The organism is Bowdeniella massiliensis (assembly GCF_023634005.1).
Lineage (GTDB): Bacteria > Actinomycetota > Actinomycetes > Actinomycetales > Actinomycetaceae > Bowdeniella > Bowdeniella massiliensis.
Genome location: NZ_JALIQR010000014.1, coordinates 46,785 through 68,108 on the forward strand (window position 1 = coordinate 46,785; position 21,324 = coordinate 68,108).

Annotated in this window: 20 protein-coding genes and 3 tRNA genes; 8 read left to right on the forward strand and 15 right to left on the reverse strand. The window is 66.2% G+C overall.

The genetic code is table 11. From position 1 onward, the window contains the following. Positions 1-28: 28 nt before the first annotated feature. The 6 genes from MUN85_RS10275 to MUN85_RS10300 all read right to left on the reverse strand — a co-directional run bounded on the left by MUN85_RS10275 (position 29) and on the right by MUN85_RS10300 (position 4,434). Positions 29-286 carry a GlsB/YeaQ/YmgE family stress response membrane protein gene (locus MUN85_RS10275; RefSeq protein ID WP_250506620.1) on the reverse strand — a complete coding sequence of 86 codons (258 nt, stop codon included), beginning with the start codon at positions 284-286 and terminating at the stop codon, positions 29-31. 99 nt (positions 287-385) lie between these two features. Next, entirely contained in the window at positions 386-1,291 is a 906-nt protein-coding gene (locus MUN85_RS10280) for an EamA family transporter (RefSeq protein WP_250506621.1), read from the reverse strand. Beyond that, entirely contained in the window at positions 1,288-2,094 is an 807-nt protein-coding gene (locus tag MUN85_RS10285) for an endonuclease/exonuclease/phosphatase family protein (protein ID WP_250506622.1), read from the reverse strand. The genes MUN85_RS10280 and MUN85_RS10285 overlap by 4 nt, the downstream gene beginning before the upstream one ends. Further along, complete coding sequence (gene msrB, locus MUN85_RS10290; protein ID WP_250506623.1) at positions 2,095-2,493, reverse strand: peptide-methionine (R)-S-oxide reductase MsrB; 399 nt, start codon at positions 2,491-2,493, stop codon at positions 2,095-2,097. Then, on the reverse strand, positions 2,486-4,045 hold the full coding sequence (locus tag MUN85_RS10295) for a mechanosensitive ion channel family protein (protein WP_250506624.1): 1,560 nt from the start codon (positions 4,043-4,045) through the stop codon (positions 2,486-2,488). The genes msrB and MUN85_RS10295 overlap by 8 nt, the downstream gene beginning before the upstream one ends. Positions 4,046-4,068: 23 nt before the next feature. Next, positions 4,069-4,434 carry a metallopeptidase family protein gene (locus MUN85_RS10300; RefSeq protein WP_250506625.1) on the reverse strand — a complete coding sequence of 122 codons (366 nt, stop codon included), beginning with the start codon at positions 4,432-4,434 and terminating at the stop codon, positions 4,069-4,071. Between the two features lie 162 nt (positions 4,435-4,596). On the opposite strand from MUN85_RS10300, the gene MUN85_RS10305 reads away from it, so the two are divergent. From MUN85_RS10305 to MUN85_RS10315, 3 genes are all read left to right on the forward strand, one after another. Further along, a tRNA-Glu gene (locus MUN85_RS10305) sits at positions 4,597-4,669 on the forward strand. A gap of 27 nt (positions 4,670-4,696) precedes the next feature. Further along, a tRNA-Asp gene (locus tag MUN85_RS10310) sits at positions 4,697-4,770 on the forward strand. A gap of 44 nt (positions 4,771-4,814) precedes the next feature. Next, positions 4,815-4,887 (forward strand) — tRNA-Phe (locus MUN85_RS10315). A 54-nt stretch (positions 4,888-4,941) separates the two neighbouring features. Here MUN85_RS10315 and MUN85_RS10320 read toward each other — a convergent pair. Together MUN85_RS10320 and MUN85_RS10325 are read right to left on the reverse strand one after the other, a co-directional pair. Then, positions 4,942-5,550 carry an ankyrin repeat domain-containing protein gene (locus MUN85_RS10320; protein ID WP_250506626.1) on the reverse strand — a complete coding sequence of 203 codons (609 nt, stop codon included), beginning with the start codon at positions 5,548-5,550 and terminating at the stop codon, positions 4,942-4,944. 353 nt (positions 5,551-5,903) lie between these two features. Then, a complete protein-coding gene (locus MUN85_RS10325; protein WP_250506627.1) occupies positions 5,904-8,732 on the reverse strand; it encodes an ExeM/NucH family extracellular endonuclease in 2,829 nt (942 codons plus the stop codon). A gap of 243 nt (positions 8,733-8,975) precedes the next feature. On the opposite strand from MUN85_RS10325, the gene MUN85_RS10330 reads away from it, so the two are divergent. Beyond that, entirely contained in the window at positions 8,976-9,422 is a 447-nt protein-coding gene (locus tag MUN85_RS10330; RefSeq protein ID WP_092561760.1) for a phage holin family protein, read from the forward strand. Further along, entirely contained in the window at positions 9,419-9,763 is a 345-nt protein-coding gene (locus MUN85_RS10335; protein WP_092561757.1) for a DUF3618 domain-containing protein, read from the forward strand. Before MUN85_RS10330 ends, MUN85_RS10335 begins: the two co-directional genes overlap by 4 nt. A gap of 90 nt (positions 9,764-9,853) precedes the next feature. On the opposite strand, the gene MUN85_RS10340 is transcribed toward MUN85_RS10335, so the two are convergent. Beyond that, positions 9,854-10,078, reverse strand: a complete 225-nt coding sequence (locus MUN85_RS10340; RefSeq protein WP_092561754.1) for a BldC family transcriptional regulator — start codon at positions 10,076-10,078, stop codon at positions 9,854-9,856. 302 nt (positions 10,079-10,380) lie between these two features. On the opposite strand from MUN85_RS10340, the gene MUN85_RS10345 reads away from it, so the two are divergent. After that, on the forward strand, positions 10,381-10,566 hold the full coding sequence (locus MUN85_RS10345; RefSeq protein WP_092561751.1) for a DUF3073 domain-containing protein: 186 nt from the start codon (positions 10,381-10,383) through the stop codon (positions 10,564-10,566). Positions 10,567-10,650: 84 nt separating this feature from the next. On the opposite strand, the gene purM is transcribed toward MUN85_RS10345, so the two are convergent. From purM to MUN85_RS10380, 6 genes are all read right to left on the reverse strand, one after another. Continuing rightward, positions 10,651-11,772, reverse strand: a complete 1,122-nt coding sequence (purM, locus tag MUN85_RS10350; RefSeq protein ID WP_250506628.1) for a phosphoribosylformylglycinamidine cyclo-ligase — start codon at positions 11,770-11,772, stop codon at positions 10,651-10,653. Next, complete coding sequence (gene purF / locus MUN85_RS10355; protein ID WP_250506629.1) at positions 11,762-13,246, reverse strand: amidophosphoribosyltransferase; 1,485 nt, start codon at positions 13,244-13,246, stop codon at positions 11,762-11,764. The genes purM and purF overlap by 11 nt, the downstream gene beginning before the upstream one ends. A gap of 16 nt (positions 13,247-13,262) precedes the next feature. Beyond that, positions 13,263-14,801 carry an RNB domain-containing ribonuclease gene (locus MUN85_RS10360; RefSeq protein ID WP_250506630.1) on the reverse strand — a complete coding sequence of 513 codons (1,539 nt, stop codon included), beginning with the start codon at positions 14,799-14,801 and terminating at the stop codon, positions 13,263-13,265. Further along, complete coding sequence (locus MUN85_RS10365; RefSeq protein WP_250506631.1) at positions 14,802-15,188, reverse strand: hypothetical protein; 387 nt, start codon at positions 15,186-15,188, stop codon at positions 14,802-14,804. A gap of 13 nt (positions 15,189-15,201) precedes the next feature. Beyond that, positions 15,202-15,555: a sterol carrier family protein gene (locus MUN85_RS10370; RefSeq protein WP_176780672.1), complete on the reverse strand. Its 354-nt coding sequence runs from the start codon at positions 15,553-15,555 to the stop codon at positions 15,202-15,204. A gap of 193 nt (positions 15,556-15,748) precedes the next feature. After that, positions 15,749-18,169 (reverse strand): 5'-nucleotidase C-terminal domain-containing protein, encoded by a 2,421-nt coding sequence (locus tag MUN85_RS10380; protein WP_284501108.1) that lies wholly within the window; start codon positions 18,167-18,169, stop codon positions 15,749-15,751. A 206-nt stretch (positions 18,170-18,375) separates the two neighbouring features. On the opposite strand from MUN85_RS10380, the gene MUN85_RS10385 reads away from it, so the two are divergent. Next, the gene (locus tag MUN85_RS10385) at positions 18,376-19,830 is read left to right on the forward strand and encodes an MFS transporter (protein ID WP_250506632.1); all 1,455 of its coding nucleotides are present in this window, start codon (positions 18,376-18,378) and stop codon (positions 19,828-19,830) included. Further along, positions 19,827-20,951, forward strand: a complete 1,125-nt coding sequence (locus tag MUN85_RS10390; protein ID WP_250506633.1) for a hypothetical protein — start codon at positions 19,827-19,829, stop codon at positions 20,949-20,951. Before MUN85_RS10385 ends, MUN85_RS10390 begins: the two co-directional genes overlap by 4 nt. The last annotated feature ends 373 nt before the right edge of the window (positions 20,952-21,324 follow it).

Here is a 21,324-nt window from a genome sequence, read left to right on the forward strand (position 1 = left end):
CCGCGTGACGTGTTTTCGGCTGCGTGTCTTAGACGCGCTTGGAGCCACGGGTCACCATGAGGAAGATCGAGATGAACAGGATCGACATCAGGATTCCGAACAGGATGTAGGCAAAGTTGCCGTCCCATCCGAAGACTTCGCTGGCGAGCCAGCCGCCGGCGACGCCACCCAGGGCGCCGAGGATGACCGTCCAGAGAACCGAGAGGCCCTGGTCACCCTTCATGAACAGTCGAGCGAGGGCACCGAAAATGGCGCCGATGATGAGGGTCCACAGAAGATGCATCATAATGGATTCTCCTAACTGAGGGTTTGTTGACACTACAACCGTTGCACAGGTTGTTCAGCTTTGCACGCGCTAGGGAGTTAAACAGATCACTTCAAATGGCTAGGATGCCGAGTTTTCGCGGCGTTTACCGGTAAGTGCGACGGCAATTGAGATGAAAAAGAGACCAATCAGTTCAAAGACGTTCGGGATCTGGGACAGCATGATGGCCCCGACGATGACCGAGGTAGCCGGCAACAGGGCCGTGAGGATGGCAAAGGCGGAGGCCGACAACCGCCCGAAGTTGACCTGATCGATGGCATAGGGAAAGACGGAGGACAGGATCGCGACCCCGACGACGGCAAGGAAAGTCCGCCAGCTGCCGAGCGCGGGCGACATCGTCGTGGCGGCCATCGGTAGATAGATCAGCGCGCCGACGGCCATGGCCAGGGCGAGCGAATCGATGCCCGTTGGCCCATTGGGGGCCGCGGCCTGCCGCGAGGTCGCGAGCGAGCGGCCGATGACGATGTACAGCGCCCAGGCCACCCCGGCGGCGAGCGCGAACAGGATGCCGCCGATGACGCCCGGCTCGCTGCGGTCCAGTCCGAGCCCTCCGATCGCCAGGACCCCGAGCGCGGCCAGGGCGATGGCGGTTCGATCGCGCCAGCCGCGGCCCGCGAGCGCCGCAACGAGGACAGGACCGGTGAACTCGAGGGCGACGGCGGGGCCCATCGGGATTCGGGCGATCGCGAGGTAGAACAGGATATTCATCGTCGCGAGGAAGAATCCGAACAGGGCGGCATGGCCGATATCGCGTCGGGACCATCTCACGCGCGCGCCGAACGGGCGGCGCCAGGCAAGCAGGACGGCGGCGGCGACGGCGAGGCGCCACCACGCGACCGTCGTGGCGGGCATGAGGGCGAACAGGACAACGGCGAGCGAAGCGCCGATGTACTGGGTGAAGCCCTGGGCGATGAAGAGCGCGGGTGCGAGCGCCCCCGATGCGCCGGCAGCCCGCGCGCGCTTCATTGCTCGGCTGCCTGACTCGGGGCGATATCGGCCCACGCGAGGCAGTGATCGGAAAACGGCATCTGACACACGTGGGCGCCGCCGCAGGTCACGGGCGTGTCGGCGATGAGGTGATCGATCTGGCTCGCGGCGTTCGGATTGGGGAACGTTGGCGCGGTCACGAGGTTGGTGCCCGGCAGGGTGGCGGCGACGTCGGATGGGCCGACGTTGAAGTCGCCCGCGAGGATGCGCGTGCCGGGCAGGGAGCGCAACGAGTGCGCGGCCTGGATCTGCTGGGCGCGCGCGACATCGGCGGCCGCGGGGGCGTGCAGGTTGGCGAGCGAGACGAGCGCGTCGCCCTCGCGGATCGTGGCGGCGAGCAGCGAGCGCGTCGTGTCGTAGATGCGCAGCCGGTTCCACAGGTGCTCGTCGACGGAGGAGAGCTGGATCTTGGGCAGCCGCAGCGGGAAGCGCCGGGCATGCCAAGAAACGACCGGCAGGCGCGAGATGATCGCGACGCCGAAGCCGGGCGTATCCGAAAATAGCCGCGGCGGTGGCAGGCGCAGCGAGCCCGCCTGGCCGACGTAGTGCGGCACGAAGCGCGCGTCGGCCGCGCCGAGCGCCTCGGCGATGATCGCGGTCTGGTCCAGGCGCGAGGTGCGCTCCTGGAAGCGATCGACCTCCTGCAACGCGATGACGTCGATCTCGTGTTCGGCGATCGTCTCAGCGAGGCGCACCAGGCTATCGCGCGTGACGTCGCCGCCGGCATAGATGCTGCCGCGAGCGCCGCGCCCGGCCTGGATGTTCCACGTCGCGATCCGCACTTATTCCGCCTCGAAGCGCAGCGAGACCGAGTTCATGCAGTAGCGCTCGCCGGTGGGGGTGTGCGGCGCGTCGGGAAAGACGTGGCCGAGGTGGGAGCCGCAGCGCGCGCAGGTGACCTCGGTGCGGACCATGCCGTGGGAGCGGTCCTCGCGCGTCGTGACGGCCGCGGAGTTGATCGGATCGTAGAAGGAGGGCCAGCCGCAGTGTGCGTCGAACTTCGTATCGGAGCGGAAGAGCTCGGCGCCGCACGCGCGGCAGGAGTAGATGCCCTCGCGCTTTTCGTGCAGCAGCTCGCCGGTGCCGGGCCGCTCGGTGCCGGCCTCGCGCAGGACGTGGTATTCCAGGTCGCTCAGCTCCTGGCGCCACTGCTCATCGGTCTTATTGACGGGATCAGTCATGCTCGTGTCCTTCCTTGCGACGGCGCTCTGCCGTCTCTTCCCGCTCGGCCATCTCCTCCTTGGAGGGGCCCTTCATGCGCTCGGCGCGCTCCTCGGCGTCCTTCGAACCGGAATACAGCCGGTCGTTGGCCGTCGTGGGTTGAGCCTCGCCGAGCGCATCGTGCAGGGACTTCACATCGTCCTCTGTTAACACGCGCGTCGCATCCGCACTGGGCACGGGCTCGCGCCAGACCGTCGGCCCGAGCTTGCGCAGGTCGAGCTTGGCGGCTCGCCGGTCCGCCTTCTCGGCGCGGCGCCGGGCCCGCCGAGCCGCCTCCTGGCGCAGCTTGCGCTTGTGCTCGTCCTCGGTCTTGACGGCGAAATCGAGCAGCTCCAGGGTGTCGTCCTTGTCGCGCTCGCGCTTCTTTTTCTCCGCCTCCCAGGCTTTGCGCATCTGCTCGTTGAACTTCTCGCGTTCCTCAAAGCTCGGGGCCTGATAGGGCTCGGGCTCGATGCGCGTGCGCGGCAGGGAGTAGGGGGCTTCGGCGACGAGCCAGTGCACGAGCTGCTCGCGCACGGTGCAGCGCAGGTCCCACAGCGCGCCGGAGCTGTCGGCCGAGACGACGGCCCGCAGCCGGATGCGCGCCTCCGTGGCGTCGGTGACCTGCAGGCCGCAGGAGCGGCCGTCCCACAGGTCGGATTCGCTGACGATCCGCATGAGTTCGGCGCGCAGCGCCTCCACGGGCACGAGCCAATCGACGTCGAGCTCAACCGTGCCGAGCAGTTTGGGTTCGAGCCGCGTCCAGTTTTCGAACGGCTCGGTCGTAAAGCGCGTCGAGGGCAGGATGAGCCGCCGGTCATCCCAGGTGCGCGCGACGACGTAGGTGAGCGTGATCTCCTCGATCGTGGCGAGCTGGCCGTTGATCGAGACGAGGTCATCGACGCGGATGGCGTCGGAGAACGCGATCTGCATGCCGGCGAAAACGTTCGTGAGGCTCGATTGGGCGGCAAGACCGGCGACGACGGAGATGATGCCGGCGGAGGCGAACAGCGAGGCCCCGATCGCGCGCGCCCCATCGAAGGTCAGCAGCGCGCCCGCGAGCGCACAGATCACGATGATGGCGGAGCCCACGCGCCGCAGCACCTGCATTTGCGTCTTGACGCGCGCGGTGTGGCGCGGGGAGGAGGAACGTGCCTGGTGGCTCACGACCATGTCTTCGATCGCGGCGATCACCGAGATCAGCAGCCACGCGAGGGCGGCGATCAGCAGCAGGATGCAGACGTGGTTGAACAGCAGGCGCCAGACTTTGCCGGCGGAGCCCGTCGTCGGGATGAGGACACCAAACCAGATGCCGATGACGAGCAGTGCCGCCTGGAAGGGGCGGCGCGCGTGCTTGGACAGCGCGGACAGTCCCGGCCGGCGTTTAGCAACGACGCGGACGATGACCCCTACGAGGATCGCGACGAGCACCGCCGCAGCGGCGCCGATCCCGGCGAAGCCGAGGAGCGTCAAAATATCGATCGCGGCCTCGGTCGCTTCTTCCGTCGGCGTCGGAGTTTCGAACACAACCATGCCTCTAAGGCTAGCCGCCCGCGCTAGTCCCACCCCAGTGCGGCCAGCGCCTCGTCGTCGATCCCGAAATGATGCGCGATCTCGTGGATGACCGTGATCGCCACCTCGTCGACCAGCTCCGCGCGCGAATCACACATGGCGAGCAGGGGCCGCTGATAGATGAAGATGCGATCGGGCAGCGCGCCGGCGGCCCAGCCATCATCGCGTTCGGTCAGCGGCACACCCTCATAGAGCCCGAGGGTGTCGGGCCGCAGATCGGCGGGCGGGTGATCCTCGACGATGATGGCGACGTTATCGAGCAGATCGAGCAGTTCGCCCGGGATGAGCTGCAACCCGTCCTCGACGAGCGCCTCAAATTCTTCGTCGGTGAGATCGTCCTCGATGGCCATCGCTCTCCTTGTCGCCTGCGGGGTGTACCTGGCTGCCAGGCTACCGCGCCGCACGCGAGGTGTGAGGGGAAACACCCCCCTACCGATTTTGCATTCACCGGCAGTTTCCGCGTATGCTAATCGAGGTCTCGGAGCCCGCTAGCGAGCGTCGGACCCGAACTGGCCCCCATCGTCTAGTGGCCTAGGACGCCGCCCTTTCACGGCGGTAACACGGGTTCGAATCCCGTTGGGGGTACGAGTACTATAGGTCTCACCACCATGAGGCCCCGTAGCGCAGTTGGTTAGCGCGCCGCCCTGTCACGGCGGAGGTCGCGGGTTCAAGTCCCGTCGGGGTCGCGATCACGATTCACCCGGTCATGCACCGGGTGATTGTGTTCACGGGCTCTGTAGCTCAGTTGGTAGAGCGTCCGACTGAAAATCGGAAGGTCACCGGATCGACGCCGGTCGGAGCCACGCCTAACGCCCCTGGCTTTCCAGGGGCGTTTCGCTTTGCCTATTGGCGCCGGCTTACTGCCCGGCCGCCTTCAGCGCCGCGGCGATCTCCTCATACCCGCGCGATGACGCGTGCTGCAGCGGCGTGACGCCGTCGCGGTCGGCCAGCGCCGGATCGGCGCCGCCCGCCAGCAGCGCTCGGACCACCTCGAGATAGGTCTCGCTACCGTCGCCCAGGATCACGGCTTCCAGCAGCGCCGTCCACCCGAGATTGTTCACGTGGTTGACGTCGATCTCGGTATTAGCGAGGACCCAGCGAACGTAGTCGAGGTGCCCGCGCTCGCTCGCGGGAATCACCGAGACTCCCCCATAGCGGTTCGTCAGCGAGAGATCGGCGCCGGCCGCGGCGAGCACCTCGGCCATCTCGACCGAGCCGGTCACGCCCGTCACCAGCCAGGGCGTATCGCGTTGATCGTCAACGGCGTTCGGATCGGCTCCGGCGGCGATGAGCTGCTTGGCGACGTCAACGTGGTCATTGGTGGCAGCAAGCAGCAGCGGCGTGCGCCCTGCCGAATCTCGTACCTCTAGATCGGCTCCGCTCGCGATAAGGTCCGCGACGCTCGCCACATCACCACTCTCCGCCGCAGTTAGCAGGGGTTCGGTGCTAGCGCTTTTCGCACTCATAGCTGATGGAGTCCTTTCCGACGTGGCCTCGCTGCCCGGCTGGCTTCTGGGCGCCGAGCAGGAGGCGAGGGCGATCGTGCCCGCGGCGACCGCTATCGCCAGGAGTGGGCGTCGTCTCGAAATTGCCATGCGCCCATTGTGTCAACTAGCTAACTGAGCTATCGGTGACGTTACGGAGACATCGGTGCAATCGCCTTTTCCCGTTCTCTCCATTCCTCCCCTAGCAACCGCAAAAATGTGTGGGACGGAGGTCTTCTCACGCTCGGGGACATGAAAACGCGCTTGGAATGGAAAGGAGGCGGCCACGGAATCAATCCGTGGCCGCCTCTTCTCGTTTCTCCTACGCCGCGTCCTTAACGGGTGCGACGGCGGATGAGTACGATGCCGGCACCGATGAGGACCAGTGCAAGCAGCGCGATTCCAACGATCTCGGCGCCCGTGATCGGCAGCCCCGGCTTACCAGGTAGGCCCGGTTCTCCCGGCTTACCCGCATCCGGAGGCTCAACCGTGGGCTTGTCGCCCGGATCGGTTGGCTGCGCGGTCGGCTCGGTCGGGCCAGGCGTCGGGTCCGTGGGACCGGGCGTCGGCTCGGTCGGGCCAGGCGTGGGATCGGTCGGGCCAGGTGTGGGCTCGGTCGGGCCAGGCGTGGGCTCCGGATCGGGATCCTCTCCCTTGATGACAATCGGGTTGATGCCAACGATCACCGGGTCGTGGTCCGACGAACGGTACTGGTCGGGTGCGTACAGATCCTTAATGTTCGCGTTGTGGCGCGAGTACTCAAGCAGGATCGACTCGACCGAGTTGATGTTCCAGACCGTTGCGCCTTCGACCATCGCCAGTGCATCAGCATCAGCGAGGACGTGGTCGAGGGAACCGACCTGACCACCGAAGAGGTAGGTCTTGGAAAGATCGAAGTGATCGCCAAGGTCGGTGTAACCCGCCTCGTAGAGCACCTGCATCGGATCTTCCTTGGTGTAGGCGTTGAAGTCACCCAGCAGGAACACGGGGAGCTCGCTGTCCTTCATCCACGTGGCGAGAGCCTTGGCCTGTGCCACGCGGTCCGGGTTGGCGTTGCCCTGGTTGGTGCCATCATCGACGCCCGAGCCCTTGGACTTGAAGTGGTTGACGACCGTCGTGAACGTGTCCTTGACGGTGTCGTTCTCTCCGGCTTCAACGTTGAGGATCTTCCAGTCCTGTGCAAGCGGATCGCGCGCGTTGTGGAACGCTCCGTCATCAAGAATCCTGGACTCTCCCACCGGCTTTACTGCGGCCGGCTTGTAGATGTAGGCCGTGCGAATGACGTCGTCGCCTGCCGGCACGGTGGCCGGGGAAGGAACGAATGCCCACGTGCCAGCGCCCGCATCCGCGTTCAGCGCGGCCACCAGGTTGGCAAGTGCATCGTCGCGATCCTTGGCGGAATCAACCGCCGAGTTCGCTTCGATCTCTTCCAGCGCGATAACGTCCGCGCCCAGCTTGTTGATCGCCGCAACGATCTTGACCTGCTGACGCTCAAACGCCGCCGCCGAGTAGGCACCACGCACGGTGCAGCGGTTCGCCGTCGTCGGGTTGCCTTCCCGGTCGCGGTAGAACGCACATCCGGCCTCGTCCTCACCGAGGTCGTTGAAGTAGTTCAGCACGTTGAACGAAGCGAGCTTCACCTTCCCGCCGACCTCTTCCGGGGCCGCGGCGCGGGTGTTGGCAAACGTCACGGGCTCGGTGGAGCGGTCGTTGCCGTCAATCGGCTGCGTCGGCTGATAGTTCCACGCGTTGAAGCGGTAGTCCAGCAGGACTCCAGAGTCCTTGAACGCAACCGGGGCGCCGATGCGGGCGTCGCCACCCACCTCGATGTACGAAATGGGCTGGTCGGTTTGACGCGAGAAGTCCGTCGACTTGCCGTCATCCAGCGTGATGGTCAGCATGTCCTTCAACGCGTTTTGCTTGGCCCACTCGTCGGGGTTCGCGACGGGGTTGTACAGCTCACCCGGGTGGACGATCGGGGAGGTGCCGTAGGCGAGCTTCAGCGAACCGTAGTTGGTGAGGTTCGTGTAGTTATCGGAGACCACGTAGTCGCCCTGCGGCGCCACGAGCATCGACTCGTAGGCTTCGCGCACATCAGTGTTGTCCGTGAAGGTGAACGGGATCGGATTAAGCGGCTGACCCGCGGTCTTTTCCACGAGGGTTGGGTTCGACAGCTGGGTCAGCTCGTAGTACTCCCCTGCCGTACCGGTCAGCGTGATGCGATCACCGATCGTGACGTCCAGACCCTTGGGACCGGTGTAAACGAAGATGCCATCGGACGCGTCACCCGCGGTGCGAGCCTCGGTCTTGGCGTTCTCATCCATGAGGTAGAAGCCGTTGAAACCGCCAGTGAAGTGCGTTCCCGTCACAACACCGGAGGTCTTCACGACCTTGCCATCCAGCGGAGTCACCGAACCGGTGCCCTGAATCTCGGAGATCTTCACTTCCGGGACCTCGGGGTCGACCGGCGGGTCAGTCGGATCGACCGGCGGGTCCGTCGGGTCAACCGGCGGATCGGTGGGGTCAACCGGATCGCCCCACGGCACGGTGCCGGGGGTCACGTCGGCGGTAAAGGTGAAGTCAGCGGAGTTATCGTCGGTATCCGTCGAATTCGTGCGCGCAATCGCGCCCGGGGTGGAATTCGAGCCGGTGTAGGTCGCGGCCGCTGTTTCGAAGGCGTTGGCAGTTCCGTAGCCGACGAGATCAATGATGTTCTCATCGACGACCACGGATCCGGCGGGCACGTTAACCCGCTCGGTGCCTTCGGCAAGAATGACGACGCCATTGGTGCCACTCAGATTGAGCGTGCCGGGCAGATCCACCGGAGTTTCTTCGCCGTTGGCGGCATTCGAGCCGGCCCCAACAACGAAAACGCCGCCGGGCTGAATGACGCCCGACAGCGCGGTCACTCCGGAAACGCTCGTCCCGGTGGCGGAGCGGTACTGCACCGACTTGCCGGACAGGTCAATGGCGCTGTCGCCGGCATTGTAGAGCTCGATGAATTTGTTCTTGTAGGGCTGATTCGTTGAACCGCCGCGGGCATACACCTCAGAAATAATGAGGTCAGAGGAGGGGGCTGCAGTCGCGGGAACGGTCGCCAAGCCCACAGGGAGGGCAAGTGAGGCGGCCGCGGCAAGCGCGAGCGCAGTTCGGTGGTGTCTCACGGGTGGTAACTCCTGAGGATCGGACTGGTACGAGAGGAAAATGCCGTTCTCACGTGAGTAGACGTCATTGACGAACCTCTTGCCGATTGTAAACACACGGAATCAAACTTTGGGTGAACCCGATGACTCTGCCTGGTAAGTGGGCGAAAGGTCTCAGCCCACCATTGAACGTGCATCCGAGGCCCAAACCGGCAAAGATAGGAAGAGCACAGCTTTCGCGACCCGAACATAGGAGTGGCCCACGTGAGTGTTAAGGGAACAGATCCTGCAGTCGGTACATCGAGCGCCGCACCTCGCCCGGAGGCAAAGAAGTCCATCGGGGAGCTCGTCGCAGATATTTCCGAGAACTTTTCCACGCTCGTGAGAGACGAGATCAAACTAGCGCAGACCCAGCTCACCGAGAAGGTCTCCAAGCTCGGTGCCGGTGGCGGAATGCTCGCAGCAGCGGGCGTCCTAATCGCGCTGTATGCCGTGCCGGTCCTGCTCTACTCGGCGATCCACGGCCTGGCGAACGCGGTGCCGCTGTGGCTCTCGGCACTGATCATTGGCCTCATCCTCGTGATCATCGCTGCCATCATCGGTTTCATTGGCTACAAGAAGCTGCAAGATGCAAAAGATGTCACGAGCCCCGATCCCGTGGGCGGGATGAAGAAGAACGTCGAAGCTGTGAAGAAGGGACTGCACTCATGAGCGAGGACAAGCGCTCCGCGGATCAGATCAAGGCTGATCTGGAAAAGCGCCGCAAAGAACTCTCCGACTCCGTCAACGCCCTCGCGGACCGTGTGAGCCCGCGCGCCGGCATTGAGAGCGCGAAGGCCGGCATCATGTCGGTTGCGAACGATGCCTCCAAGGCTGCGGTCTCCCTTACCGATGACGCCAGCCGGCAGGCCAAGCTGCTCGCCGAGGACGCCTCGATGCACGCCAAGGTCTTCGTCGAAGACGTCAAGCGTGGGGATCCGAAGACGATCGCACTCGCGGGCGTCGTGGTCGCCGGCGCGGCAGCGCTGATCGGGTTGGCGTTCAAGAAGTAGCGCCCGACACCCCTGATACGGCATCGCCCCGACGAGGATTCGTCGGGGCGATCACCGTTTATCGGGGCAGCTGGATGGAGGCTGGCGTGGCTAGTGGGGAAAATCGAGGTGCTCGTCCTCGCGCAGCGAGCCACATCGCCGCATAAGTTCTTCAACCTCGCTTAAGCGAAACCTGCGATGACCCCCGGCAGTCCGAATGACGCCGAGTTTTCCTTCGTCCGCCCACCGTGCCACGGTTTTTGCGCGGACGCGAAACAGCCGAGCGACCTCGCCCGGTGTCAGCATGGTTTCGCTCATGAGTTCACCCGAGTTCATCGGTGGACCTCCTTCGCCAAACACTTGAGTCAAGGCTAGGCAGCACCCGCGCGGGTTTCGCGGGCCCATAGTCCCACAACCGCCCAAATCGGCATCACCGACAGTCGAAGAGTGGCGCAGCAGACGAAGAAAAATTTCGCCCACCATTTCGCGTCTTTCCGCCGCTTTGGCAGCTCGTTATCTGGATGGCGAATAGCAATGCGGGCGCAAACATTGTACGGTTATGGCACGAGATATGACTGAACCAAGGGGCCGCATCCGCTTGGATGCCGCCCCGCATCGACGTTGGAGGGGGTCACGCCATGGGGCGCGGCCGTCAAAAGGCCAAACAGACGAAGGTTGCCCGCAAGCTGAAGTACTTCAGCCCGGAGACCGACTACGCAGCTTTGGAACGAGAATTATCGTCAAAGCGACGTGAAGAGTCCGCTGATTACGACGAGTACGAGATCCCTCCAGCCACGGATGATGACTGGAGCGACTATCGCTAGCGTGCGGTAGCGCGGGAGTTTCCTACTCAACAACGAAACCCGGAGGGCCTGGGGCCATCCGGGTTTTCGTCGTGCCTAAAGAACCTAGGACATGCGGTAATCGCCCAGGAGCTCGACGCTGCCCCCGGCCACGCCCTTGACGCCCGAGATGTGCGTACCCTCGATGGAATCGTCATCCGAGCCGATCTCGCCGAACACCCACGAATCGCAGTCCTGCTCCGAGGCCATTGCCTGGACCTCGTCGACGGCATCGGGGGTGCACACCACGGCCATGCCGATCCCCATATTGAGCGTGTTTTCCAGGTCCGCCAGCGGGACATTGCCCCAGGTGTGCACGGCGGTGAAGACGGGCGGAACCTGCCAGGCGGAGCGGATGACGCGGGCGCGCAGGCCTTCGGGTAGGACGCGCGAGAGGTTGGCGCCCAGTCCCCCGCCGGTGATGTGGGACAGGGCGTGGATGCCCTCGATCCGCTCGAGCATCGGCAGGCAGATGGGCGCGTACAGCCGCGTCGGCTCCAGGAGTTCCTCGCCGACGGTGCGCCCAAAGTCCTCGTGCTGTTCCTCGAGCCCGACGCCTGCGGCCTCCAGGGTGGCGCGCACGAGCGAGTACCCGTTGGAATGCAAGCCGGAGGCGGCCAGGGCAACGACGACGTCGCCCTCGGCAACGCGCTCGGGCCCGAGCATGGCGTCGGCCTCGACGACGCCGGTGACGGCGCCCGCAATGTCGTATTCGTCGGGGCCGAGCAGGCCCGGATGCTCGGCCGTCTCACCGCCGATGAGCGCCGTATCGCAGGCCTGGCAGGCGCGCGCGATGCCGCCGACGATCGCGGCAATGCGCTCGGGGTCGACCGAGCCGCAGGCGATGTAGTCCGTCATGAACAGGGGGCGCGCACCGATGACGACGATGTCGTCGATGACCATGCCGACGAGGTCCTGGCCGATGGTGTCGTGCTTGTCGAGGCGGCGGGCGATCTCTACCTTGGTGCCGACGCCATCGGTGGAGGTAGCAAGCAGCGGGCGGCGCATTCCCGCAAGAGGGCTCGCGTCGAAGAGCCCGGCAAAGGATCCGAAGCCGCCGACGACGTGGGGGCCGTGCGTGCCGGCAACGGCGGCCTTCATGAGCTCGACGGCGCTATCGCCGGCGGCGGTATCGACGCCGGCCTCGGCGTAGGTCAGCTGCGGGGCGTCGGGGTTCTCAGTGCTCATGGGCGGCGTCCTTTGCGGTGAAGTCCTCGGGCGTGGAGGCGGGGTAGTTCCCGGTGAAACAGGCGGTGCACAGCTTGTCCGGCGCGATCATCGTCGCCTCGATCATGGCCTCGAGGCTGATATAGCCGAGCGAGTCGGCGCCGAGGTTATCGCGAATCTGCTGAACGGACAGCCCGTTGGCGATGAGCTCGGCGCGGGTGGCGAAGTCGATGCCGTAGAAGCACGGCCACTTCACCGGCGGGGAGGAGATGCGCACGTGGACCTCGGCGGCGCCGGCCTCGCGCAGCATCCGCACGAGTGCGCGCTGGGTGTTGCCGCGCACGATGGAATCGTCGACGACGACGAGGCGCTTGCCGGCAATGACCTCGCGCACCGGGTTGAGCTTCAATCGGATGCCGAGCTGGCGGATCGTTTGCGTCGGCTGGATGAACGTGCGTCCGACGTAGGCGTTTTTCACCAGCCCCTGGGCAAAGGGGATGCCGGAGGCTTGCGCGTAGCCGATCGCCGCGGGTGTGCCGGAATCCGGCGTGGAGATGACAAGATCGGCCTCGACGGGGTGTTCAGCGGCGAGCGCCCGGCCCATCTGGGAGCGGGTGGCCATCACTGAGCTGCCGGCGATACGGGTATCGGGGCGCGCGAGGTAGACGTATTCGAAGATGCAGCCGGCGGGCTGGGCCTCGGCGAAGCGCACGGAGCGCAGGCCCGCCTCGTCGACCATGGCGAGCTCGCCGGGCTCGACCTCGCGCGCGAAGGAGGCGCCCACGATATCGAGCGCCGCGGTTTCCGAGGCGATCGCCCAGCCGCCGGACAGGCGCCCGATGACCAGGGGCCGCAGGCCGTGCTTGTCACGCGCCGCATACAGCGTGTGTTCGTCCATGAAGACGAGGGAGAACGCCCCGTGCAGGGTGGGCAGGAGTTCTAAGGCCGTGGCCTGAAGGCTACCCGCGCCGCTGCCGCGCAGCAGCGCCGTCATGACGGCCGTATCGGTGGTGGAGCCGCGGCCAAACTCGCCGCGCAAGTCCTCGCCGAACTCCTCGCGCACGCGAGCGGCGAGCTGGGCGGTGTTGGTGAGGTTGCCGTTGTGGGCGACGGCGACGGTGCCGTGCTGGGTGGGACCGAGGGTCGGTTGGGCGTTTTCCCACGTCGAGGCGCCCGTCGTCGCATAGCGGACGTGGCCGACGGCCATGTGGCCGCTCAGCGAGGACAGGGCGCGATCGTCGAAAACCTGAGAGACGAGGCCCATGTCCTTATAGACGAGGATCGTCGAGCCATCGCACGTGGCGATGCCCGCGGATTCGGTGCCACGATGCTGCAGGGCATACAGGCCGAAATACGTCATGCGCGCAACGTCCTCGCCGGGCGCCCAGACGCCGAAAACGCCGCATTCGTCGCGCGGCGGGGCCTCGTCCGCAATCTCGGACGGGGCAGGGGTTGGCTGGTGATCACCGCGTCGCACGCGTCCAGTCTGCCACATGGACGCCGCCCTAGTGCTAACCGCCTGCGTCCGCTTCGACGACGTCGAGCTCGATCGTGCCCGTCGTCGGATCGGCGGCGCGCACGCGCACGGTGACGCGGGTACCGGGCGCGAGATCGCCCGCGACGCGGCCGCGCACGGCCGGGGTGCGCAGCAGTACGGTGCCGCCGCCGTTCTTCGCGTCGATCACCGTCGCGGAGAACGTCTCGCCGATATGGCTGGAGAGCACGGCCGCCTCGACGAGGTCGATCGCGCGGCGCTCATAGCGGCTGGCGAGCTGGCTCGTGCGCGCCATGATGGCGGGCAGGCCCGCGAGCCCCTCGACCGCCCACGGCGCAATCGGCTCGCCCGCGCAGGCGGCGGCGCAGATCTCCAGGCCGTAGCGGTCCACGAGCCGGCGCAGCGGCGCGGTGACGTGGGCGTATTCCGCCGCGATCGCGGCGTGCGGGTGGGACTCCCCCAGCGGCTCGAGCGCCTCGCCGTCCTCGCCGAGGATGGCGCCGCCCGCAAACGCGAGGTAGCCCGAGCCGCGAAACAGCGTCGTCGCCTCGTTCAGGAACGCGGCCGCGGCGGCGTCGGCGGAGGACAGCGAGCGCACGAAGTCCTGGTAGGTCATCTCACTCGGCCAGGAAAGGCCGAGTGCCCGCGCGGTGTGCCGCAGCCGGCGCAGGTCGCGCTCTTCGGCCGGGGGCAGGGTGCGCAGGATGCCGGTGCCGGCGCGCCGCATGATGCGCGCCGCCGCGATGCCGGTGGCGAGCGAAAGCTGGGCGTTATAGGACTCGACGGGCAGGTTGGCGCGGTAGGAAAGGACATAGCCGTCGGGACTCTCGGCCACCTCCTGCTCGGGGATGTCGAGCGAGACGCCGCCGCGTGCCGCCTCGCGCGCGATGCGCAGCTGGCCGATGCGCTCCAGCAGCTGCGGGAAGTCGGCGGGCACCTCGCCCTCGAGCTCACCGGCGCCGTCGAGCGCCCGCTGGACGTCGGTGTAACTGAGCTTCGCGCGACTGCGCACGAGTGCGGGGCGGACGCTGTAGCTCGTCATCGCGCCCTCGGCATCCAGGCCGATCTGCCAGACGTAGGCGAGGCGGTCCTCGCCGGGCAGCAGGGAGGCGGCATCCGCCGAGATCGCCTCGGGGTGCAGGGCGATGACGTGGCCCGGGCCGTAGATGCTCGTGCCGCGTTCGCGCACCTCGGTATCGAGCGGGCCGCCGGGTCGCACCATGAACGCGAGGCAGGCGATCGCGTAATAGATCGTGTAGCCCGCCTCGCCCGCATCGGACCCGCGGGTGAGGTAGGCGGCCTGGTCGAGGTCCATCGAGCTCGGCGGGTCGACGGTGACGAACGGCAGCTCGCGCATGTCGACGGGCGCGATGCTCGGACGGCCGTGCTCCGGGAGGCTGCCGGGCGCGGGCAGCCCTTGGGCGGCGGCGTCCTGTGCCTGGGCGAGCACGTCGGAGGGGAAATCCTCGCGGATCTCGAGCTCGGCTCGCAGTTCGGCGAGCGCGCGGTCGATCGTCGCGGATTCAGCGGTGAGGAGGAAGCGGCGCCGCGGCATCTACGCGCGTCCTTCGGGCTCATCGGGCGATGCCACCATGGCATCGACGTGGGTGAGCGAGGCGCGATCGCGCAAGTAGGCGATGACGGAGCCGGCCAGCATGCCGAGGAGCCCGAGCGAGATGAGCAGCAGCCAGAAGGTGTTCGACGTGGACAGCGCCGACCAGCCGCGCGTTGCGAGCGCGATGACGAATGCGAGAAGCGCTCCGGCGAGCAGGCCCGTCAGGATGAACCGGCCGTAGCGCGGGGCACGCCGGTGCACGACCTCCACGCCCTTCGCGCCGGAGGCTTCCGGGCGCTTGGCCGCGGCCCGCTGCGCATCGAGCTTGGCGCGTTCGACGGGCGGGATGGGGCCCGGGTCGCGGCGCGGTCCGAGGTTGGGGGCCATGGTGCTCCTTTTGTTACACGTAGGGCAGGTACTCGCCGAGGTCGGCGCGCGTTCCTGACCACTGTACGTCGCCGGATGCGCACGCGTCCTGCCAGCTGCGCTTGCCCAGCGCGAGCTCCAGCCACACCTCGGGCCGCGTTTCCACGACGTTGGGCGGGGTGCCACGCGTGTGCGCGGGACCGGCGATGGCTTGGACGACGGCGGCCGGGGGCAGCCGCACTTCGACGCTGCGCCCGGGATGCAGGCGAGCAAATTCGGCCAGGGCGTAGCGGGCGGCGAGCCGAAGCTCCGCGCGGGTGAGCTTGTCGCCTGCTCCGAAGCGCGCCAGCACCTCGCGCGCGGCCGCGTCATCACGTGTGCGAGACATGGGGCCATTGTAGGAGAGATCGGTGCACCCGGCGCCGACCGAAGTCTCCGCAAGGCTACTGATCCCTCGCACTCGCGGGTGAGGGGGCCGCGCCCCAGGTGGGCGCAACGAAACCGGGCGCGAGCTCCCTAAGGGAGCCCGCGCCCGGTTGCGCGTTGGCTGCTAGCGCATCAGCTAGCTAGCCGATTCGTGGTTAGCGCAGCGCCTGGCGGCGTGCGATACCAACGGATGCGAGGCCAGCACCCACGAGCAGCAGGGCGGCGATACCAAGGTGATCGCTCTGCGCGCCCGTGATCGGCAGCGAAGGCTTGCCGGGCTTGCCGGGCTCCGTCGGCGTACCGGTCGGATCCTCGGTGGGCTGCTCCGTCGGCTCTTCCGTCGGCTGCTCCGTCGGCTGCTCGGTCGGCTGCTCGGTGGGCTCTTCGCCCGGAGTGCCGTCGACCTTGCCCGTGGCTACGGTGACCTCGTCGCCGAGATCCGTGGAGCACACGAGGGCGATCGTCTGGCCTTCGCGGCCGGTCAGGTCCGGAACGGTGAGGTCGATGGTGGCCTTGCCGGTCTCATCGGCGCCATCGCTGACGGTGTTGTCGACCGCGACGGTCTCCTTGCCGAGCGAGTCGCCGTCCACGAGGGAGAACTCGCAGGTGAGCTCCGCTGCGACCTTGCCGCCGGTGACGACCTCAGCCGAGAAGGACAGCGAGGAGAACTCCAGGGAGAGCTCGCTGCCGGAGACGACCAGGCCCTCGGGCAGGTTGCCCTTGACATCGTGGATGCCGATGGAGCGCTGGTTGAACTTCGGCTGCAGGGCCGTGTCCTTGGTGGCGGCGGTGTTCTTGATGTAATCGATCGTTGCATCAAGATCGATCTGGCCGGTGTCCTGAATGGGCTTGCCGGCAAGAACGTGGAAGTTGTCACCACCGGTGGCCAGGAACGAGTTCGCGGCGACGCGGTAGTTGGCAGCCATATCGATCGGCTCGCCGTTATCCAGCGTGATCGAGGTGATGCGCTCGCCGCGCTCGGCGGCGGGATCGTAGGTGTAGCTGAAGCCGGCAATGCCGAGCTTCAGGAAGGCGCGGTTGGGGACGTTGCCATCCTTATCGAGCTGCCACTGCTCTTCGAGCATTTGCTTGATCTCGGCGCCCGTTAGGGTCACGACCATGAGCGAGTTCGCGAACGGCTGGATGTCCGCGGCGTCCTTCAGGGTCACAGCGCCATCTGAGTCGACCTTGTACAGCAGATCCGCACGAATACCCCCCGGGTTCATGACCGCGAAGTCGGTATCCTCCTGCGTGACCTTAGCCTGGGCGAGGTGGGCCTCGGCGACGAGGTTACCGATGGTCGATTCGCTGCCGCGGTTTTCGCTGCCGTCGGTGTTCTTGCCACGCAGGAAATCGCCAGCGGTGTAGCCGATGACCTCCTTGCCAATTTCTTCAGCCCTGTCGGTGACTTCCTTGACGTAGGCCGCGATCTCGGGATCGGGCGTCACGTCAAGGGACTTGGTGGCGGTGATGCCAGCGGTGTCGACGATCGGCTTGTAGAAGCCTTCGACGTCGTGGTTCTTGTCGTACTTCAGGCCGAGGTGGCCCACGCCTTCGCCGTACTGGCCGGACTGCAGGAACTGGATTCCGCGGTGCTCGGTGTTGTAGGCGATGTGGGTGTGGCCCGCGAAGACGGCCGTGTACTTCTCGGAAATCCCGTTAGCGAGGGTGGAGAATTCGCCAGCGGCGACATCCGAGGTGTTCGGGCCTTCGTGCACGAGCGCGATGAGAACATCGGCTTCGCCGTTAGCCTCGTTGCCGTCGGTCAGGATCTCGGCCTGAGCGTTGGCATGCTTGACCATATCGCCCCAACCGATGCCCTTGACGCCGTCCGGGGAGACGAGCGAGCCCATGTCCTCGGTCAAGATTCCAACGAAGCCGACCTTCACACCGTTCAGGTCAAACACCTCATGGCCGGGCAGATCCGGGACCTCGTTCTCGACGTTCGCGCCGAGGTAGGTGAAGTCGGTGGTGGCGTTCTTCGCAACGAAGTCGTCCCAGCCCTTGTCGAACTCGTGGTTGCCGACGGCGGAGACGCGCAGCCGCATCATGTTCAGGACGGTGATGGTGGGCTCATCATCCTGGGAGCTCGACTCGAAAGTCGTCGCGCCGATGTTGTCACCGGAGGAGGTGAAGATCGTGCCGTCCGGGTTCTCGGAGCGGAACTGGTTGAGGAAAGTCGCGATCTTCGCGGCCTGGTTAATGCGGCCGTGGAAGTCGGTGATGTTCAAAATGTCCAGCGCCACGTAATCCGGGGCGGCCTGCGTGGATGCCTGGAGCCCGACCTTGGATTCGGTCGTGGAAGTTTCGCCCGCTTCGCCTTCATCGGCGGCGTCGCCTTCGCTGTCGCTAGCCTCGTCGGCGGGAGTTTCGGCATCAGCGTCGTTGCCGTTACCGGCTTCGTCAGTGGCCTCGGCGCCCGACTCGGACTCCTCGCTGGGAGCCTCGACCGTATCGGAGGTGGTCGGCTCGGGGCTTTCCGCCGGATCAGCGGCGGCGGCACCGGCGAGTCCTACGAGCGCGAGCGCTGCAGCGCTCAGGCCCGCAAGAGACCTGGTGTAGATGGATTTCGACATGAAACCTCGTCCTTTTGTCCATGGATAGGTCTGGCTGCGGGGGCAGCCGTCCACGCAAGGCTAACCCGCAGGCGCAATGTTGTGAAGAAGGTTGACCGCATTAGGGAACAAACTCGCCCACTTTTGATTGCGTTCACCACGCTCTCACCTAGCGGCCACTCGGGCGCAAACCGCCGGTTGCCCATAGAGGTGATAGAACAGCTTGTATGTCGAGCCCTCACGAATCTGCCGCCCTGCCACCCGATGAACGCAAGCGCGCATTCGCGGTGATTCTCGCGGCGGGGTTCATGACGCTGCTGGACGTCTCCATCGTCAATATTGCGCTGCCTTCGATCGAGGCTTCGCTCGATGCGACGCCCGCTCACATCCAGCTGATCGTTGCGGGCTATTCGTTGGCGTTCGGTCTCGCGCTCGTGCCGGCTGGCCGGTTCGGCGATGTCTATGGCCGGCGCCGCATGTTCCTCATCGGCGTCATCGGCTTCGTCATCGCCTCAGTCGCGTGCGGGCTCGCACCCACGGCCGCGGCCCTCGCCGCCTTCCGGCTCGCCCAGGGCGTGGCGGCGGCGATCATCAACCCGCAGGTCGTCGGGCTCATCCAGCAACTGTTTTCCGGCGCGGAACGTGGCAAGGCTTTCGGGATGTTTGGCGCGGCGATCGGCGTCTCGACGGCGCTGGGACCGGTGCTTGGTGGCGTACTGATCGCGGTGCTCGGCCCGGAACTGGGGTGGCGTTCCGTCTTCCTCGTGAACCTGCCCGTCGGCATCATCCTTGTCATTGCGGCAGCGCGCTACCTGCCCGATCACGACCGGGGCGCGGCAGGCAGGCTGAAGCTCGATGTGCTCGGCTTGCTTCTCCTGGGGATCACGGTGCTGGCGCTCATGATTCCGTTCGTCGGCACGGAGCAGGGCGGACTCGCGAACGCCCCGTGGTGGTGGCTGGCCGTCGCAGCGGCGGGGTTTATCGCGTTCATGACGTGGGAGATTGTGCTGGATAGGCGCGGCGGCTCCGCCGTTTTGCCGCGCTCGCTCATGCGTAATACGGGATTCGCGTTCGGCACCGCGATGGGCACCGCCTACTTTGCGGGCTTCACCGGGATTTGGATCGTTATGTCGGTCTACGTTCAATCGGGGCTGGAACTCAGTGCGTTCGTGGCGGGTGCGCTCGGCCTGCCCTTTGCGGTGACCGCGGGCTACACCTCGGCCCGCTCGGGCAGTTGGCTGCCAGGACTGGGACGCTGGCTCGTCGTCATCGGGCTTGCTGTCATGGCGCTCGGGATCACCGCGATCGACCTCGCCTCGATCTATGTGCCGCAGCCGCAACTCATCTGGGTGTTTGCCGCACTCATGGCGGTTTCGGGTGCGGGCTCGGGCGTCGTGATCTCGCCTAACCAGACCCTCACCCTCGCTGATGTTCCGGTCTCCTACGGCGGCACGGCGGGCGGGGTGCTGCAGACGACCCAACGGGCGGGTGCCTCCGTGGGGCTCGCGGTCATGACGAGCGTCTTTTTCGCAACGCAGGCAATGACGGCCGGAACGCCGGCGGAGTCCTACGGCCACGCGTTTTCGATGGCGCTGCGCGTGACAGTGGGGATGATTGCAGTTGCGCTCGTCATCGCGGTGATCGATGCGATGCGGCGACGCGGATCGGATAGCTCGTCGTGACGCCGGCGGTGCAAGAGGCGCTGAATGCGGCGGCTGCCGCGCTTGGAGCCGGGCCGCTCGTCAGTCCCGGGGACCGCCGGTGGCGGAAGCATTATCGGTCGGCCTTTCGGCGCCTCACCGAACTCGAGGGGCCGGACGGTAATCCCGCCGCGGCACGCGCCGGGCTTGAGGTCCTGCACGAGGCAGCCCCCTCGCCGGAGCGAGCAGAACCGGCGGTGGCCGATGAGTCTGACACGGCCAAGCCATCGCACGCCCCCGCCCGCTGTCCTGCCCCAGCTCTCTCGTCGGCGCTGCCGCCGGAGATCATCTCGTCGCTCGGGCTTGCCGCGTGCGCGGCCGTGGCGGCACATCCCCAGTGGTGGTCGCTTTCAGGCAGGACGGTCGTCGTCCTCGGGGCAGGCGCCGAACTCGCTCCGACGCTGCCGCTCATCGCCGCCGGCGCGCACGTGCATGCCGTCATTCGCTCCAATTCTCAGCGCCGCCCGCTGTTGTCGGAAGCAGCGCGCACAGCACCGGGAACGCTGACGTTCGCACCCGCGGAGCTCAGCGATATCCTCGCCGCGCCCGACGCCCTGGCCGATCACCTCGCTTCGCTTCCCGGCGAGCTTGCCGTCGTCAACGCGCTGTATGCTCCGGGGCGCGCCAACGTCCACCTCGCGCTGGCCGCCGATCGGCTCGTCACCCGGCTGCTTCGCGCGCGCCGCGATGTCACGCTCGCGTACTCAGGGACGCCGACGGACTCCTATTGGATAAACGGACGGGTGCGTGACGCGGCTCTTTCCGCTCAGGGCCCGAACTACCTGTCCGCCAAGCGTATCGATAGGTGGCGCGCGACCGTCGCGAGAGCCGAGGGCATCCGTGTACTCACGCCGGTGTTGCCGCCAACGCTCACAGAATCGGTCCTCGTTTCATCCGCCATCGAACGCGGACTGTCAGGTGCCCGTCACTTTGGGATCCACGCGGCACCGCCCCACATCGCGGCACGTCTCGCGGCCACCTGGCTGATCCACTCTCTTCATACGCCCGCCGACGCCGCGCCCTGGACGGGCTATGCGGCGCCGGCGGGAATGTGGCAAAAAGGCTTGCTCACTCGCCTCGCGGCGGGCATCACCCTCAGCTAACGCCGCACCAAGCTGGTACGTCATTCCACCGAAAGTCTTCCTGCCGAAAAACCAACTCCAGAGAGCCTGACGGCGCCAACCGCTTTGCGTCCATTGATCGCCCGCAGGTAACCGCGTGTCCACGTCGTAAAGTGTCGCGAGCTACCCGCGTGAAAGAAACGACTAGGCCTTGCAGGCATATACTTCCTTATTCGAGCCCTGATTCCTTTGATCGCATGAACAGCCATTGGGGCCGCCCTCAGTCCGGGCACAAAAACCGAACCAACATCATACACATATTGCCACCAATAGTTGGAGTCTTTTATTCGCCCTCTACAGTCCTGGTTGCGTTTGATTACACTAACTGCGGCGCCTGCAACTGAGAGCAAAGAGC

Excerpts from the sequence above, each read along its gene's own strand:
- MUN85_RS10275 (WP_250506620.1), bottom strand. The coding sequence starts at position 286 with ATGATGCATCTTCTGTGGACCCTCATCATCGGCGCCATTTTCGGTGCC.
- msrB (WP_250506623.1), bottom strand. The coding sequence starts at position 2,493 with ATGACTGATCCCGTCAATAAGACCGATGAGCAGTGGCGCCAGGAGCTG.
- MUN85_RS10300 (WP_250506625.1), bottom strand. The coding sequence starts at position 4,434 with ATGGCCATCGAGGACGATCTCACCGACGAAGAATTTGAGGCGCTCGTC.
- MUN85_RS10380 (WP_284501108.1), bottom strand. The coding sequence starts at position 18,169 with ATGTCGAAATCCATCTACACCAGGTCTCTTGCGGGCCTGAGCGCTGCA.
- MUN85_RS10385 (WP_250506632.1), top strand. The coding sequence starts at position 18,376 with ATGTCGAGCCCTCACGAATCTGCCGCCCTGCCACCCGATGAACGCAAG.
- MUN85_RS10335 (WP_092561757.1), top strand. The coding sequence starts at position 9,419 with ATGAGCGAGGACAAGCGCTCCGCGGATCAGATCAAGGCTGATCTGGAA.
- MUN85_RS10295 (WP_250506624.1), bottom strand. The coding sequence starts at position 4,045 with ATGGTTGTGTTCGAAACTCCGACGCCGACGGAAGAAGCGACCGAGGCC.
- MUN85_RS10360 (WP_250506630.1), bottom strand. The coding sequence starts at position 14,801 with ATGCCGCGGCGCCGCTTCCTCCTCACCGCTGAATCCGCGACGATCGAC.
- MUN85_RS10280 (WP_250506621.1), bottom strand. The coding sequence starts at position 1,291 with ATGAAGCGCGCGCGGGCTGCCGGCGCATCGGGGGCGCTCGCACCCGCG.
- MUN85_RS10345 (WP_092561751.1), top strand. The coding sequence starts at position 10,381 with ATGGGGCGCGGCCGTCAAAAGGCCAAACAGACGAAGGTTGCCCGCAAG.
- purF (WP_250506629.1), bottom strand. The coding sequence starts at position 13,246 with ATGTGGCAGACTGGACGCGTGCGACGCGGTGATCACCAGCCAACCCCT.
- MUN85_RS10370 (WP_176780672.1), bottom strand. The coding sequence starts at position 15,555 with ATGTCTCGCACACGTGATGACGCGGCCGCGCGCGAGGTGCTGGCGCGC.
- MUN85_RS10365 (WP_250506631.1), bottom strand. The coding sequence starts at position 15,188 with ATGGCCCCCAACCTCGGACCGCGCCGCGACCCGGGCCCCATCCCGCCC.
- purM (WP_250506628.1), bottom strand. The coding sequence starts at position 11,772 with ATGAGCACTGAGAACCCCGACGCCCCGCAGCTGACCTACGCCGAGGCC.
- MUN85_RS10340 (WP_092561754.1), bottom strand. The coding sequence starts at position 10,078 with ATGAACTCGGGTGAACTCATGAGCGAAACCATGCTGACACCGGGCGAG.
- MUN85_RS10320 (WP_250506626.1), bottom strand. The coding sequence starts at position 5,550 with ATGAGTGCGAAAAGCGCTAGCACCGAACCCCTGCTAACTGCGGCGGAG.